The 14,698-nt window shown below is 57.4% G+C and carries 11 protein-coding genes and 1 tRNA gene; 11 read left to right on the forward strand and 1 reads right to left on the reverse strand.

Annotated features, from left to right (window positions below):
• Positions 1 to 30 precede the first annotated feature (30 nt).
• The 10 genes from infC to FDY93_RS08845 all read left to right on the forward strand — a co-directional run bounded on the left by infC (position 31) and on the right by FDY93_RS08845 (position 12,049).
• A complete protein-coding gene (gene infC / locus FDY93_RS08800; protein WP_138235367.1) occupies positions 31 to 558 on the forward strand; it encodes a translation initiation factor IF-3 in 528 nt (175 codons plus the stop codon).
• Between the two features lie 153 nt (positions 559 to 711).
• Positions 712 to 906 carry a 50S ribosomal protein L35 gene (gene rpmI, locus FDY93_RS08805; RefSeq protein WP_105104586.1) on the forward strand — a complete coding sequence of 65 codons (195 nt, stop codon included), beginning with the start codon at positions 712 to 714 and terminating at the stop codon, positions 904 to 906.
• Positions 907 to 944: 38 nt separating this feature from the next.
• The gene (gene rplT / locus FDY93_RS08810) at positions 945 to 1,304 is read left to right on the forward strand and encodes a 50S ribosomal protein L20 (protein WP_010131381.1); all 360 of its coding nucleotides are present in this window, start codon (positions 945 to 947) and stop codon (positions 1,302 to 1,304) included.
• A gap of 185 nt (positions 1,305 to 1,489) precedes the next feature.
• Entirely contained in the window at positions 1,490 to 2,503 is a 1,014-nt protein-coding gene (gene pheS / locus FDY93_RS08815) for a phenylalanine--tRNA ligase subunit alpha (protein ID WP_138235368.1), read from the forward strand.
• Positions 2,504 to 2,675: 172 nt separating this feature from the next.
• Positions 2,676 to 5,060: a phenylalanine--tRNA ligase subunit beta gene (gene pheT / locus FDY93_RS08820; protein WP_138235369.1), complete on the forward strand. Its 2,385-nt coding sequence runs from the start codon at positions 2,676 to 2,678 to the stop codon at positions 5,058 to 5,060.
• A 132-nt stretch (positions 5,061 to 5,192) separates the two neighbouring features.
• The gene (ihfA, locus tag FDY93_RS08825; RefSeq protein WP_010131375.1) at positions 5,193 to 5,498 is read left to right on the forward strand and encodes an integration host factor subunit alpha; all 306 of its coding nucleotides are present in this window, start codon (positions 5,193 to 5,195) and stop codon (positions 5,496 to 5,498) included.
• Positions 5,479 to 5,844: a MerR family transcriptional regulator gene (locus FDY93_RS08830; protein ID WP_138235370.1), complete on the forward strand. Its 366-nt coding sequence runs from the start codon at positions 5,479 to 5,481 to the stop codon at positions 5,842 to 5,844. The genes ihfA and FDY93_RS08830 overlap by 20 nt, the downstream gene beginning before the upstream one ends.
• 127 nt (positions 5,845 to 5,971) lie before the next feature.
• Positions 5,972 to 6,048: transfer RNA gene (locus FDY93_RS08835), tRNA-Pro, on the forward strand.
• Between the two features lie 383 nt (positions 6,049 to 6,431).
• Positions 6,432 to 6,755: an imm11 family protein gene (locus FDY93_RS08840; RefSeq protein WP_220446139.1), complete on the forward strand. Its 324-nt coding sequence runs from the start codon at positions 6,432 to 6,434 to the stop codon at positions 6,753 to 6,755.
• Between the two features lie 20 nt (positions 6,756 to 6,775).
• Complete coding sequence (locus FDY93_RS08845; protein ID WP_138235372.1) at positions 6,776 to 12,049, forward strand: DUF4011 domain-containing protein; 5,274 nt, start codon at positions 6,776 to 6,778, stop codon at positions 12,047 to 12,049.
• 260 nt (positions 12,050 to 12,309) lie between these two features.
• Here the strand turns inward: FDY93_RS08845 and FDY93_RS08850 are convergent, their stop codons facing one another.
• Positions 12,310 to 12,990 carry an outer membrane beta-barrel protein gene (locus tag FDY93_RS08850; RefSeq protein WP_138235373.1) on the reverse strand — a complete coding sequence of 227 codons (681 nt, stop codon included), beginning with the start codon at positions 12,988 to 12,990 and terminating at the stop codon, positions 12,310 to 12,312.
• A gap of 422 nt (positions 12,991 to 13,412) precedes the next feature.
• On the opposite strand from FDY93_RS08850, the gene FDY93_RS08855 reads away from it, so the two are divergent.
• Complete coding sequence (locus FDY93_RS08855; protein WP_138235374.1) at positions 13,413 to 14,621, forward strand: RtcB family protein; 1,209 nt, start codon at positions 13,413 to 13,415, stop codon at positions 14,619 to 14,621.
• Positions 14,622 to 14,698 lie beyond the last annotated feature (77 nt).

The following is a 14,698-nucleotide window of genomic DNA, read 5'->3' on the forward strand; positions in this document are numbered from 1 at the left end:
TAACCGGAGACGAGAGTTATTAACCGAGATATGAAAGGACGGTCCAAGAAGGCCCGTATCAACGATCAGATTGAAGCATCACAGGTACGTCTGATCGGTGCGGATGGTGAGCAGGTAGGTGTGGTTTCTCTGGAAGAGGCGCTGGAAGCGGCGCAGAAAGCCAGCCTGGATCTCGTGGAAATCGCTCCGGACTCAGATCCCATCGTCTGTAAAATCATGGACTACGGGAAGCATGTATTCGAGGCCAAGAAAGCCAAGAATGCGGCCAAGAAGAAACAAAAGCAGCAGCAGATCAAGGAAATGAAGTTCCGCCCCGGTACCGACATCGGGGACTACAACATCAAGCTGCGCGCCCTGACCCGCTTCCTGGAAGACGGTGACAAGGCCAAAGTATCCCTGCGCTTCCGCGGCCGTGAAATGGCCCACCAGGAGCTGGGGATGGAAATGATGCAGCGTATCGAGAAAGATCTCGAGGAGCTGGGTGTCGTGGAGCAGCGGCCGAAAATGGAAGGCCGCCAGATGATCATGGTCATCGCGCCCTCGAAAAAGAAAAAGTAAGCCCCCGGTACTAGTACCTGGTACCAGGGTCTTCTTTTCGGGAAGTGATCGGGCGACGGCTGCCTTCTCACTCCCGCAAGCCGTCTTTCGGGGCGGCCAATATCAACGTAGTAGCCTGCTTGCAGGTGAACCTTTAAAACTTTGGAGTACAAAATGCCGAAAGCAAAAGTACACAGTGGCGCTGCCAAGCGCTTCAAGAAGACGGCTGCGGGCTACAAGCACAAGCACGCGAACAAGAGCCACATCCTCACCAAGATGACCACCAAGCGTAAGCGTCAGCTGCGCGGCACCTCGACCCTGAACAAGTCTGATGCCACCCTGGTCGATCGTATGATGCGCGCCAGATAACACTGGCACCATTCGCAAAGGTTTAAGAGGATAGAAGTATGGCCCGTGTTAAACGTGGTGTAGTGGCGCGTCGCAGTCACAAGAAAATTCTGAAGCAGGCTAAAGGTTACTACGGTGCGCGTTCGCGTGTATTCCGCGTAGCCAAGCAGGCAGTCATCAAAGCTGGTCAGTACGCTTACCGCGACCGTCGCGTTAAGAAGCGTAACTTCCGCGCTCTGTGGATCACGCGTATCAACGCCCAGTCCCGCGCTGAAGGCCTGAGCTACAGCCGACTGATTGCCGGCCTGAAAAAGGCGGATATCGCTCTGGATCGCCGTGTTCTGGCTGATCTGGCGGTATACGACAAAGCCGCTTTTGCTGCCGTAGTTGAAAAAGCCAAGGCAGCCCTGGCAGCTTAATTAGCGCCTGCAGAATAAATCGGCCCGGAAGGGCGGATTTGTGCTTTAAGAATAGGGAAGGGCTGTTCAGCTCTTCCCTATTTTTTTATTGGTTTGACGCAAAGATTCCAAACGCTTCCGGCGCGTATCACCGGCTGCGTGTATAACAGTACTTGTCACTCATTGATCACAACGAGAAGATTTCAATGCAAGAGTTGCAGTCCCTCACCGAGCAGGCGCTGGCACTGGTAGAAGAGGCCGCAGACCTGGCGGCCCTGGATCAGGTGCGGGTAGAGTACCTGGGCAAGAAAGGCCCGATCACCGAACTGCTGAAAGGCCTCGGCAAACTGTCTGCCGAAGAGCGCCCCGCGGCGGGCGCCAAAATTAACGAAGCCAAGCAGCAGGTACAGGACGCCATTAACGTGCGTCGCGAGGCGATGGAAAAAGCGGCCATTGAAGAAAAACTGGCCAAAGAAACCATCGACGTCACCCTGCCGGGCCGCGGTGAGCACCAGGGCAGCATGCACCCCATCACCCGCACCCTGCGCCGTATCGAAGAGATTTTCCAGCGCCTCGGCTTCTCCGTAGAGCAGGGCCCGGAAGTGGAAGGCGACTACTACAACTTTGAAGCGCTGAATATTCCCGCGCACCACCCCGCGCGCGCCATGCACGATACCTTCTACATCGATCCCTCCACGGTCCTGCGCACGCACACTTCGTCTGTGCAGATCCGCACCATGGAGAAAACCAATCCGCCCCTGCGCATCATCTGCCCGGGCCGTGTGTATCGCTGCGATTCCGACGTCACCCACTCGCCCATGTTCCACCAGGTGGAAGGCCTCGTTGTGGATGAGGGCGTGAGCTTCGCGCACCTGAAGGGCTGCATCGACCAGTTCCTGAAAGCCTTCTTCGAAGCCGACGTACCGGTGCGCTTCCGCCCGTCCTACTTCCCGTTCACCGAGCCCTCCGCCGAGGCCGATATCCAGTGCACTAACTGTGGCGGTGAAGGTTGCCGCGTGTGCTCCGGCACCGGCTGGCTGGAAATTCTCGGCTGCGGCATGGTGCACCCGAACGTCCTGGCGTCCTGCGATATCGACAGCGAAAAATACTCCGGTTTTGCCTTTGGTCTCGGTGTGGAGCGCATGGCAATGCTGCGCTACGGCGTCAACGACCTGCGCCTGTTCTTCGACAACGACCTGCGCTTCCTCAAGCAGTTCTGATGCAGGTTTTTGGGCAGGTTGCACACTGCCCAACCTGCGGCACTAACGAAGCACACTTGTAGGAGCCTGGCAGTGACCGCCATGGATGGCGGAAATGCAGATTTTGCAGGAGCAAAAATCTGCCCGGCGAACCGCGAATAGCGCAAACCAGAATTCATAAAGAGACAGCACAATGAAATTCAGCAACGCATGGTTGCGGGAGTGGGTAAACCCGGACCTCACAGCACAGCAGCTGGCCGACCAGATCACCATGGCGGGCCTGGAAGTGGACGCCGTGGAACCGGTCGCGGGCAATTTTTCCGGCGTGGTCGTGGGTGAAATCGTCGCCTGCGAACAACACCCGGACGCCGACAAACTCCGCGTGTGTAAAGTGAAGGGCCACCCGGAAGGCGAGATGCAGGTGGTGTGCGGCGCCCCCAACGCCCGCGTCGGCATCAAGATCCCGTTCGCCCTGGTGGGCGCGGCACTGCCCGGCGACTTCAAAATCAAGAAAGCCAAGCTGCGCGGCGTCGAGAGCTTCGGCATGTTGTGCGCTCAGACCGAGCTGGAGCTGGGTACCGACAACGACGGTATCTGGGAGCTGCCGGCGGATGCGCCCACCGGCACCGACCTGCGGGAATACCTGCTGCTGGACGACAGCGCCATCGAAGTAGACCTGACCCCCAACCGCTCCGACTGCCTCGGCGTTGCCGGCATCGCGCGTGAGGTCGGAGTGTTGAATCGCTGCGCCGTCACCGAGCCCGCCATCGACCCGGTGGTTGCCACCATCGACGACAGCTTCCCGGTATCCCTGATGGCAGAAGATGCCTGCCCGCGCTATGTGGGTCGTGTCATCCGCAACATCGACATTACCGCCGTCACTCCATTGTGGATGCAGGAGCGTCTGCGCCGCAGCGGCCTGCGCAGCATCGACCCGGTAGTGGATGTCACCAACTACGTCCTGCTGGAACTCGGCCAGCCCATGCACGCCTTCGACCTCGCCAAACTGAGCGGCGGCATCCGGGTGCGTATGGCAGAGCAGGACGAGAAGCTCACCCTGCTGGACGAGCAAGAAGTCCAGCTGAAAGCCGACACACTGCTGATCGCCGACGAGAAAGGCCCGCTGGCCATCGCCGGTATCATGGGCGGCCTCGACTCCTCCGTGACCGAAAACACCAAAGACATTTTCCTCGAAAGCGCCTTCTTCAGCCCGCTGGCCATCGCCGGCAAGGCCCGCTCCTACGGCCTGCACACCGATTCCTCCCACCGCTTTGAACGCGGCGTGGATTACCGCCTGCAAGAGAAAGCCATCGAGCGCGCGACCAAGCTGCTGCTGGATATCGTCGGCGGCGAGCCGGGCCCGGTGCACCTGCGCGAAGTGGCCGAAGCCATGCCCGCCGAGTGCCGCATCACCCTGCGCCGCGCGCGCGTGAAAACCGGCCTTGGCATCGACCTGGCGGACAGTGAAATCGTCGAGATTCTCACCCGTCTCGGCCTGGAGAAACTCTCTGCAAGCGAAGAGGGCTGGAGCTTCCTGGTGCCGAGCTTCCGCTTCGACATTTCCATCGAAGCCGACTTGCTGGAAGAGCTTGCGCGGGTCTACGGTTACAACCGCATCCCCAGTGTGAGCTTCAACGCCGCGCTGGATGTCGTGCCGCGCGCGGAAGCCGCCGTGGCCCAGTCCCGCCTGGAACAGACCCTGCTGGCGCGTGGCTACCAGGAAGCCATCACCTTCAGCTTCATCGACCGCGACACCGCCGCGCGCTTCGATCCGGAAGTGGACCCGGTGGCCCTGCAGAACCCCATCAGCGCCGAACTCTCCGTTATGCGCAGCACACTGATGGCGGGCCTGGTCAAAGCCCTGCAATACAACCTCAACCGCCAGCAGGACCGCCTGCGCCTGTTTGAAACCGGCCTGCGTTTCGTGCCCGGTCAGTCGCTGGCAGAGCTCAAACAGGAGCGCATGATCGCCGGCCTGATCTACGGCACCCGCCACCCGGAAGGCTGGGCGGGAAGCAAGGACCTGGTGGACTTCTTCGACATCAAGGCCGATGTGGAAGCGCTGCTGGCGCACTACGATGCCGGTGCCGAGTTCAGCTTCGCCCCGGCCAAGCATCCGGCGCTGCACCCCGGCCAGTGCGCACAGGTCCTGCGCAAAGGCGTAGCGGTGGGCTACATCGGCGCACTGCACCCGCAGCTGCAGCAGGCCTACGACCTGCCCAAGTCCGCCTACGTGTTCGAACTCAGCCTGGACGGTCTTGGGCAGGCGGTGATTCCGTCCTTCAGCCCGCTGTCCAAGTTCCCGGAAGTGCGCCGCGACCTGGCGGTACTGGCGGATGCGCAAACGCCCGTCGGCGAGCTCGCCCAGGCCGCCGTTGAAGCCGCCGGCGAATTTTTGACAGACTTCAATATTTTTGACGTCTATCAGGGCAAAGGCATTGATTTTAATAGAAAAAGTGTCGCGATGGGCTTGACCTTTCAGCATCCCTCGCGCACCCTTAACGACGAAGAAATCAATGCCGCTGTAGAAGCGGTCGTCCGTCAACTGGAACAAAAATACAACGCCAGTTTGCGCTAAACCGGTCTATGCTCCGGGGTACGCACACTGACGAGCGTATCCCGAGAGCGTATGCCTCCGGGTTACAAGCCAATGCGGTACAAGGCTTAAACACCGGGAGTCGACGTCTCTGAATCTGTTGGGCAGGAACCAATGACAGAGGCACTGACCAAAGCCGGGCTCGCCGAGAAGTTGTACGAAGAGCTGGGTTTCAACAAGCGCGAAGCCAAGGAAATCGTCGAATTCTTTTTCGAGGAAATCCGCAACGCCCTTGAAAATAACGAGCAGGTCAAATTGTCGGGATTTGGCAATTTCGATCTGCGTGACAAAAGCCAGCGCCCGGGAAGGAACCCCAAGACAGGCGAAGAAATCCCCATATCCGCAAGAAGGGTGGTTACCTTTAAGCCAGGGCAAAAACTCAAGGCACGAGTAGAAGAAGATGCTGGAAGCGAGTCATAACAGCGAACTCCCCGTAATCCCGGGGAAACGCTATTTCACCATCGGTGAGGTCAGCGAGCTGTGCGCAGTCAAACCTCATGTACTGCGCTACTGGGAACAGGAATTCCCGCAACTCAGCCCGGTAAAACGTCGCGGCAACCGACGCTATTACCAACATCAGGATGTCATCCTGATCCGTCAGATCCGCGCGCTCCTGTATGAGGAGGGCTACACCATCGGCGGCGCCCGCCTGCAGATGGAAACCGGAAACTCCGAGAAGGTGCAGACCGTACAACTGCAGCAGGTGATCCCGCAGATGATCGCCGAGCTCGAAGGCGTACTGGAATTACTCGGGGCTGACGCCTGATTCAAAAAGGTGTAAATCGGACTTGCAATCCCCCGGTAATTCAGTATGATTTGCGCCTCATCGCCAAGCGATGCCCCTTATAAATCAAGCACTTAGGTGATTTTTAGCCTGCTTGATTTGCTCTTATCGGAGTGTAGCGCAGCCTGGTAGCGCACCACACTGGGGGTGTGGTGGTCGTCGGTTCAAATCCGGCCACTCCGACCATTATTCACGTTGAGCAATCAACGACTTGAAAGCCCGCCCAACTATGCGGGCTTTTTTGTTTCTCGAATTCAATTGCTCGCGCAGTGTTGCATCCGTTGAGTCTCTTCGCTGTCTGCATTCGATCAGACTTTTTCTAGCCAATAAATCCTCACTCTCCAATCGCCAGCAATGATTGGCGGATGAAGGTTTAATTCAGTATCAATTGTGATTAATATCACAAGGTTATCTAGGCGGAACAACAATAAAATACCCCAAGATCGATTGGCCACTTAGTGCACCATCCCTTCTGTAAATTTGCCCGCTCTTAAATCATGTGCAGGCGAATTTACAAAAGGGATGGTGCAACCGAGGCAGATATCGGAATACTGACATTCTGTTCACTGGTGTTAACCGAGGGGGCATGGTCGGAGCTGAAAGAGATTGCTGAACGGTACGGCCATTTATTGCCTTGGCAATATGGTGAGCGCAGGCTTTGGTTGTGGAACGTTACCAATGTGGCGAACGTGCTTGATAGGGACCGCAGCAGCTTAAATCATTTTGGTGGCGTTTCACATCCTGTATTCACCGCAGACAAGTTGACAGATAACCCGGTGTTCAAATTGCGCGAAGATAATTACACCGCCATCTATTGCACGTACACATTCCGTCAACTGATCGAAAACCACAATTTCACAGGGCTCGAGTTCGAGGCGTTGGACGTCGCCTAACAATAAATGCAGGTAAAACCATGACCGACCAACAGCCATCAACCGTCAAGATCCACGCAGTGCTTGTTGAAAAAATTAACTTCGCCTGCCACCAGAGCGCTTTCGCGGTGCTGCGCTCGCTGAAAGTCGAGAATCTGGATGAAACACAGGATCTGTCTGATCTGGTGATAACACTGGAGGCTTCCCCGGCCTTCCTGAAGCCGAAGACCTGGACGATCGACCGGATCTCTGCCGGTGGCGAGCTGGCGGTCAAGGATCGTGATCTGCAACTCGACGGCGGCTTTCTGTTCGGGTTGACGGAATCCATGCGGGGCACTGTGTATGTTCGCGTACAGCGCGCTGGAGCGTTGCTGGCGGAGCAAGGTATCGAGGTGCAATTGCTGGCCTGCAACGAGTGGGGTGGCACGGCTTATATGCCGGAACTGCTGGCCGCGTTCAGTACCCCGAACGACCCGGCGGTAGACCGTGTGTTGGGGCAGGCCAGCCAGATTCTGAAAAAGGCCGGCAAACCCGCCGCCATCAATGGCTACGAGGGAGGCAGTCGCGAAGCCGTGTGGCTGATGGCGTCGGCCATCTACTCCGCCGTCGTCAAACTGCAATTGGGTTACGCGCTGCCACCTTCCAGTTTTGAGCGTAATGGCCAGAAAATTCGTCTACCCGCCCAGATTGAGAGCGGCAAACTGGCCACTTGTCTGGATTCCACACTGCTATTCGCCGCGGCGTTTGAGCAGGCGGGGCTCAATCCGATGGTTGTATTGGTCGAGGGGCATGCGCTCGTCGGTCTCTGGCTACAGCCAGACAATTTCTCCAGCGTGGTGGTCACCGAGGGCGAAGTGCTGCGCCAGCGGCTGCCTCTGAAGGAGTTGATCCTGATTGAAACCACGCTCGTCACGTCTCATCCGGCAGTCCCTTTTTCCAAAGCAGTACAGCAGGGGGCTGAAGCGGTAGCGCTGGAAAAGGAGAAGGAGTTCGTTGCGGTGGTGGATATCCGCCGTGCGCGGGCGCACTGCATTCATCCGATCAGTCTGAAGGCGCCGTCTGCTTCTCCCGCAACGGACGGTATTGATTCTGAGTTTATCGAGCCCGATTTGGAAGCGGCCCCCGATTTGCCGGATTTTCCCGTATCTGAACCGGACGATCCCACCGTGAACACACCCGGTGGCCGCCTGGATCGCTGGCAGCGCAAGCTGCTGGATCTTTCCGCGCGCAATCCGCTGCTCAATCACAAGCCGGGTAAAACCAGCCTCACGTTTGTCTGTAACGATCCGGGTGCGCTGGAAGATGTGCTGGCCACCGGCGCGCGCATTTCTATTTCGCCCTTCCCGAAATTGCAGGGGCAGGATCAGGACGAGGATATCTTCCGTCAGCGCACCGGTCAGGAACTGAAGCACGAATACGCGCGGGACGCGCTGGACAAGAAACAGTTGCTGGTGGAGCTCACCGGTGAGGAGCTGGAGAAGCGCGCGGTGGAAATCTACCGCAAGGCACAGACGTCACTGAAAGAAGGCGGTTCCAACACGCTGTTTCTGGCCATCGGCTTTCTGTTGTGGAAGCCGCAGGACAAGGGCGACCGCCGCTACCGCGCGCCGCTGATCCTGTTGCCCGTCTCCCTGGAGCGCAAATCCGTGCGCAGTGGCGTGAAGATGGTTGCGAGCGAAGATGAACCCAGGTTCAACACTACTCTGCTGGAACTACTGAAAAAGGATTTCGGCATCGAGATCGGCGGTTTACAGGGTGCCCTGCCACAGGATCACAGCGGTATCGACGTGGCGGGTATCTGGCACCGGGTGCGCCACGCGATCAAGGATGTACCTGGGTTCGAAGTGATCGAAGATGTGGCGCTTGGCCATTTCTCCTTTGCTAAGTACCTGATGTGGAAAGACCTGGTGGATCGGGCCGATGCCCTGAAAGAAAACCCGGTGGTGAAGCATCTGCTGGATACGCCCCGCGAGCCCTACGAGAGCGATATCCGCTTTGTCGACCCCGGGGATATCGACCGCGAATACACGCCGGCGGATTTACTGACGCCGCTGCCCGCAGATTCGTCACAGATGTCGGCGATCGCCACTGCAGACCGCGGCAAGGATTTTGTGATTATCGGCCCGCCCGGAACCGGCAAAAGCCAGACCATCAGCAATCTGATTGCGCACATGCTGGGCACCGGCAAAAAAGTGCTGTTCGTATCCGAAAAGACCGCAGCACTGGAAGTGGTGCACCGTCGCCTGAAGGACATCGGCCTTGGACAGTTCTGCCTGGAGTTGCATTCCAGTAAGGCGAAAAAGGCCGACGTGCTGGCGCAGCTGGGCAGTTCCTGGAACAGCTTTTCCCAGGCGGGCGTCAACAACTGGCTGGTGGAGGCGGATCGCCTCAAGGCATTGCGCGATCGCCTGAACCGGGTCGTCAACGCCCTGCATACACCTCGACGTAATGGATTGACCGCGCACTACGCCATCGGCGTTAAGGTGCGCGATGAAGCGTTGGCGGCGAAGGTGAAACTCAGCTGGCCCTGTGCAGACCATCACGATCAGGCGCAATTGCAGAAACTGCGGGAAATGGCCGGGCTGCTGAGTGTACAGGCCAGGGCAGTGGGCAACCTCGCCGACCATCCACTCAAACTGATAGCCAATCACGACTGGCGCCCACAGTGGCAGGAATCTGTAGTAAAGGCCACAGGACTGCTGAAGGCCAGTGCTCAGCAGGTAGCTGGCAGCCTGGCGGCGTTGCAGAAGGCTGCAGGACTCGCCTTTGGAGAGGTGGATCTATCAAGGCTCGCGGCGGTGGCGGAACTCGGGCAGGTATTGCTGGATGCCTATCGCAAGCAGGCGGCATTTGCGCTGGAGCCGGATGCAGCCGATCGCCTGGATGCGCTGGAGGAGGCGGTTACCCAGCTCAAAGCCTATATCACCCAGCAGTCGCAATTGAGTTGCCGCTATGAAGATCTCGCCTGGAAAAAGCTCGATGCCGATGCGCTGGAGCAGGCGTTGCGTGACGCCAACGAGACCTGGTGGCCAAAAAGCTTCTTTGCCAAACGCAAGGTTATTAAAAATATCTGCAGCAATGGCGCCCTAGGTGAGCCGGACCCGGAGAACGATATCCCGGTGTTGAAACAATTGCGGGAAACCGGCAACCGGATCGACAAACTCGACAGCACACTGACGGGGCTGCGTGCATGGAATTCCTATAACTCCAATCCGGACGATATCGCATCGCTCCAGCAACTCGGCGCCCGCGCTCGCACGGCCGTTGGTAAACTCGCTGACGATGCCGAATCCCTGGGAACACTTCGCGCGGCTGTGCGCAGGTTGTTGTTCGATGCCAATGATCTGCTTGCGCCGGAGGCGTCTGTCGGTCGCGCTGTAGTGCAATTCCTGGAAACATTGAAGCGCTTCAATGCCGTCAGAGAAAAATTCGAAGCGCTGATCGGAAGCGGGCTGGAGGACGATTGGGAGGGGAATTCTCGGACGCTCCCGGCAGTCGGCGCGCTTTGCCAGCAGATTATTGACCACCATATCTCCCTGAAAGACTGGTGTGCCTGGGTGCGCAGGCGCGCCGAGGCGCTGGATTACCAGATGGGTCCTCTGGTTGCGGCTATCGAAAGTGGCGGTGTAGAACCGGGAGAAGTGGTCGAAGTGTTCGAGGCGGCCTACTGCGCCTGGTGGTCGTCGGCAGTCATCGGTGAAGATGACGTGTTGAGGACATTCTCGACTCCAGAACATGAATCCGCGATTCAAAACTTCCGTGTGCTGGATACCCAGTTCAGCAAACTGACCGCTCAGTACATTGCCGCGAAGTTGGGCGGACAGGTCCCGAATCCGGACGATGTCAAACGCAGTTCCTCCTGGGGCGTGCTGCGTCACGAGCTGCAGAAAAAGACCCGGCATAAGCCGGTGCGGCAGATGATGGAAGAAATTCCGGATGTGGTTACCTCTCTCGCACCCTGCCTGATGATGTCGCCGCTGTCCATTGCCCAGTACCTGTCGGCCGGGCAGGCGATGTTTGATGTTGTGATTTTCGACGAGGCCTCCCAGATCACCGTTTGGGATGCCGTGGGCTCACTGGCGCGGGGCAAGCAGGTGATCATCGCCGGCGACCCGAAACAGATGCCGCCCACCAATTTCTTTGCCCGCGCCGATGATGACCCGGATGATGAACAGGAAACCGAAGGCGATCTGGAAAGTATTCTGGATGAGCTGATCGGGGCGAGCATTCCACAGCGCGTACTCAATCTTCACTACCGCTCACGGCGCGAGAGCCTGATTGCATTCTCCAACAGCCGCTACTACGACAGCTCGCTGATTACCTTCCCGGCCCCGGTGCATCCCGATAAAGGTGTATCGCTGGTGCGCCCCGAAGGTTTCTACGCGCGCGGTAAGGCGCGGCACAATCAGGGTGAGGCCAAGGCCATCGCCGCCGAAATCGTGCGGCGCCTCACCTCGCCGGATGTGGCGGTGCGCAGCCAGTCCATTGGTGTGGTGACATTCAATACCGAACAGCAGACACTGATCGAAGACCTGCTGGACAAGGCCCGCGCCGAAGACCCATCCATCGAGTGGGCCTTCTCCGATGAGACAATCCTGGAGCCGGTATTCGTTAAGAATCTGGAAACCGTGCAGGGGGATGAGCGGGATGTAATCCTGTTCAGTATCACCTTCGGCCCGGATGAAACGGGCCATATGACCATGAACTTCGGCCCCCTCAACCGCACCGGCGGTGAGCGGCGCCTGAACGTCGCCATGACCCGCGCGCGCTCAGAGATGGTCGTGTTCGCCACCATATCACCGGAACGCATAGACCTTTCGCGCACCAAGGCCCGCGCCGTCGCCGATCTCAAACACTTCCTGGAATACGCGGAGCGTGGCCCTGTTGCCCTGGCTGCAGCGGTACGGGGATCTGTTGGGGATTTTGAATCGCCATTCGAAGTGGCGGTTGCTCGAGGACTCCAGGACAAAGGCTGGACGGTACATCCCCAGATCGGAGTATCTGCCTACCGCATCGATCTCGGCATTGTTCACCCAGACGAGCCCGGTATTTATCTGGCCGGCGTCGAGTGCGATGGTGCGATGTACCACAGCTCAGCCTACGCAAGAGAGCGGGACAAAATCCGCCAGGGGATGCTTGAAGGGTTAGGCTGGACCCTGTTCCGTGTCTGGTCCACGGACTGGTGGACCAATCGTGCAAAAGCTCTTGAGGAACTCCACCTCGCACTCGAGCAGCACTTGGAAAAGACTCGAAAATTAAAGGTGCAAAGAGAAATTCTGTTGGAAAGCAACTCAGCTGAAGCCGTCTCCGATTAGGTGAAATGGAAAACAATTAGGTAGTGATATGAATTCTGGCGTTCTAAAAATACAAGCTTCATATGACTGCGCACGCCAATTTTTCGGAGAATTTCCAGCTAATGGTTCTGATCTGGGTACTGTCGAGTACACAGATATGATTCGCTCACTGTTGGAGGAAATCCCGCAGAATTGCGTGCATCTCTACGACTAAGGGGGATGTCGTATGTCCCCCCAAAAGGAGGCTCGTGGCCCCCTTGTGTTGTCATCAGCCTGTTCCATTAAAACCGAAAGGTATAGGACCCAGTTAGCAAAGCAGGTCGGTCACCATCTACCGCGAACTGGGTGTATTCCAGCCCCAGTTCCCCGATTGGGGCGTTCCATACGGCAAATACACCGTAGAAGGGATCCTGGCCGTTTTCGCTTCTCGTGCCTTCATACCTATAGATTCCGGATACCGGAGGTTCTTCCGAGTCTTCTTCATAAAAAAAGCCGGGGTCGTATGTGTATTCCTGTATCAAGTTGGAATATGTAGCGATTCTCCAATATTGATATCCGGCCGAGAATCCGACATAGAAGGGTTGTTGCATGTCGGTGTGCACCCGGACGGATGCTCCGAGTGCGCGCCCGGCGAACGACATGGTTCCCTGAACTCTGCCTTCCTGGCCAATGAGCTCGAGGTCGCCATACTCGTAATCTACGCGAGTGTCGCTTTCGCCGATATCGTACAGGCCGAGTTCGAAGGCGATGTAGCGGTTGTATTGATAGCCGCCTACCACGGAGAAGCCGAAACTGCGGTCCTTAGTAAAGTCTTCGGCCTTTTCGTCGAGCTCCAGGCTCGCTACCCCGATGCTGCTGCGGAGGTAGGTTTTGTCCAGGAAGCCCGGGCTCTGGTCGCTGACTTGCGCATTGGCTGAGATGGATGCGCTCGCAGCGATGGCTGCTATAAATACCTTGTACAACGTTATATCCCCATTAGCTGGTCATTTTTGTAGGTGGCGTATTCTTCCACAAGGACGTGCTTGACGCGATAGTGTATTGGGGGAGGGGGCAGACACCGGGGTGGTACGGGGAATGTTGAGCGCGTTAAATTAGTAGCAGTTCCACATGTAAAATTTCCAAAAACAGGTTGACACAAAAATTTAAGGCAATATGCTTTGCCGCAGTTAACCCACACACTTTATAGGAGCCATGAAATGTCATTACGGAGTCGCAAACCAAGTTCTAACTGAACGACCTTTCATGTGCTCGCGCTTGAAAGGTGATACCGCCTTTCAAGCCAGATCTCTCTGAAGCCCTGGCAATAGCCGGGGTTTTTTGTTTCTGCTTCCCGGTTTTCTGAAAGGCAAATGAATATATACGTGGAGAAATCCAGGGACGAGTTATGCCTGTAAAAATGGTACTCAACAGCAATGCGCCCGCCGGCACGGTGCCGGTAAAAATTTACACGAACGACGTGGAAAACGCGGCATTGCAACAACTTAAAAATATTGCCCAGCTGCCCATCATCCACTCCCATGTGGCGGCGATGCCGGATGTGCATATGGGAATCGGGGCGACTGTCGGGTCGGTGATCCCCACGGTCGGCGCCATTATTCCGGCGGCGGTGGGTGTGGATATCGGTTGCGGTATGAATGCGGTGCGCACTTCCCTGCATGCCAATCAGCTGCCCGACAATCTGAAGGTGCTGCGGGAGGCGATTGAGCGGCGTGTGCCGGTAGGATTCGCCAGCCACAAGCGGATCAGTGCCCGCGAGGCGGCTGCACAGAGGCTGGCTGCCGGTGCGGATCTGCTGTTTGCCAAGCATCCGCAATTGCTGAAACGGCTGCGCAACCCCCGGGAGACCTGGGTAACCCAGCTGGGCACCCTGGGCGGTGGCAACCACTTTATCGAGATCTGTCTCGATGAAAACAATCGGGTTTGGATCATGCTGCACTCCGGCAGCCGTGGCATCGGCAATGCCATCGGTCAGTACTTTATCCAGTTGGCCAGGCGCGATATGGAAGGGCACATGCACAACCTTCCGGATCGCGACCTGGCGTATTTCAGCGAGGGCAATACACACTTCGATGACTACATCGAAGCGGTGCACTGGGCCCAGGAATACGCGCGGGTGAACCGGCAGGAGATGATGAAGCTGGTGGTGAATGTGCTGCTGCAGCACCTGCCGCCGTTTACGCTGGAATCTGAGGCGATCAACTGCCACCACAACTATGTGGTGCGGGAGCAGCACTTCGGGCGCGATGTATTTGTCACCCGCAAGGGTGCGATCAGCGCGCAGAAAGATCAGCTGGGTATTATTCCCGGCTCCATGGGGGCGCGCTCATACATCGTTCGCGGCCTGGGCAATGCGGAATCCTTCTGCTCCTGTGCACACGGCGCAGGGCGACGTATGAGCCGCACGGCCGCGCGCAAGCGTTTTACTCGCGAGGATCTCGAGGACCAGACCCGCGGTGTGCAGTGTCGCAAGGACAAGGGTGTGATCGATGAGATTCCCGCGGCCTACAAAGACATTGATCAGGTCATGGAAAACCAGCGCGACCTGGTGGATGTAGTGCATACCCTGAAGCAGGTGATCTGTATCAAGGGGTGAGCAATTTTATAAGGAGACGTTAGTGAAGAAAAAAGCAGCGCGGAAAATTTCCATTACTATTTCCGCAAATGAAGTGC

Source organism: Microbulbifer harenosus (assembly GCF_005771435.1).
Classification (GTDB): Bacteria; Pseudomonadota; Gammaproteobacteria; order Pseudomonadales; family Cellvibrionaceae; genus Microbulbifer; species Microbulbifer harenosus.

Excerpts from the sequence above, each read along its gene's own strand:
- infC (WP_138235367.1), top strand. The coding sequence starts at position 31 with ATGAAAGGACGGTCCAAGAAGGCCCGTATCAACGATCAGATTGAAGCA.
- rpmI (WP_105104586.1), top strand. The coding sequence starts at position 712 with ATGCCGAAAGCAAAAGTACACAGTGGCGCTGCCAAGCGCTTCAAGAAG.
- rplT (WP_010131381.1), top strand. The coding sequence starts at position 945 with ATGGCCCGTGTTAAACGTGGTGTAGTGGCGCGTCGCAGTCACAAGAAA.
- pheS (WP_138235368.1), top strand. The coding sequence starts at position 1,490 with ATGCAAGAGTTGCAGTCCCTCACCGAGCAGGCGCTGGCACTGGTAGAA.
- pheT (WP_138235369.1), top strand. The coding sequence starts at position 2,676 with ATGAAATTCAGCAACGCATGGTTGCGGGAGTGGGTAAACCCGGACCTC.
- ihfA (WP_010131375.1), top strand. The coding sequence starts at position 5,193 with ATGACAGAGGCACTGACCAAAGCCGGGCTCGCCGAGAAGTTGTACGAA.
- FDY93_RS08830 (WP_138235370.1), top strand. The coding sequence starts at position 5,479 with ATGCTGGAAGCGAGTCATAACAGCGAACTCCCCGTAATCCCGGGGAAA.
- FDY93_RS08845 (WP_138235372.1), top strand. The coding sequence starts at position 6,776 with ATGACCGACCAACAGCCATCAACCGTCAAGATCCACGCAGTGCTTGTT.
- FDY93_RS08855 (WP_138235374.1), top strand. The coding sequence starts at position 13,413 with ATGCCTGTAAAAATGGTACTCAACAGCAATGCGCCCGCCGGCACGGTG.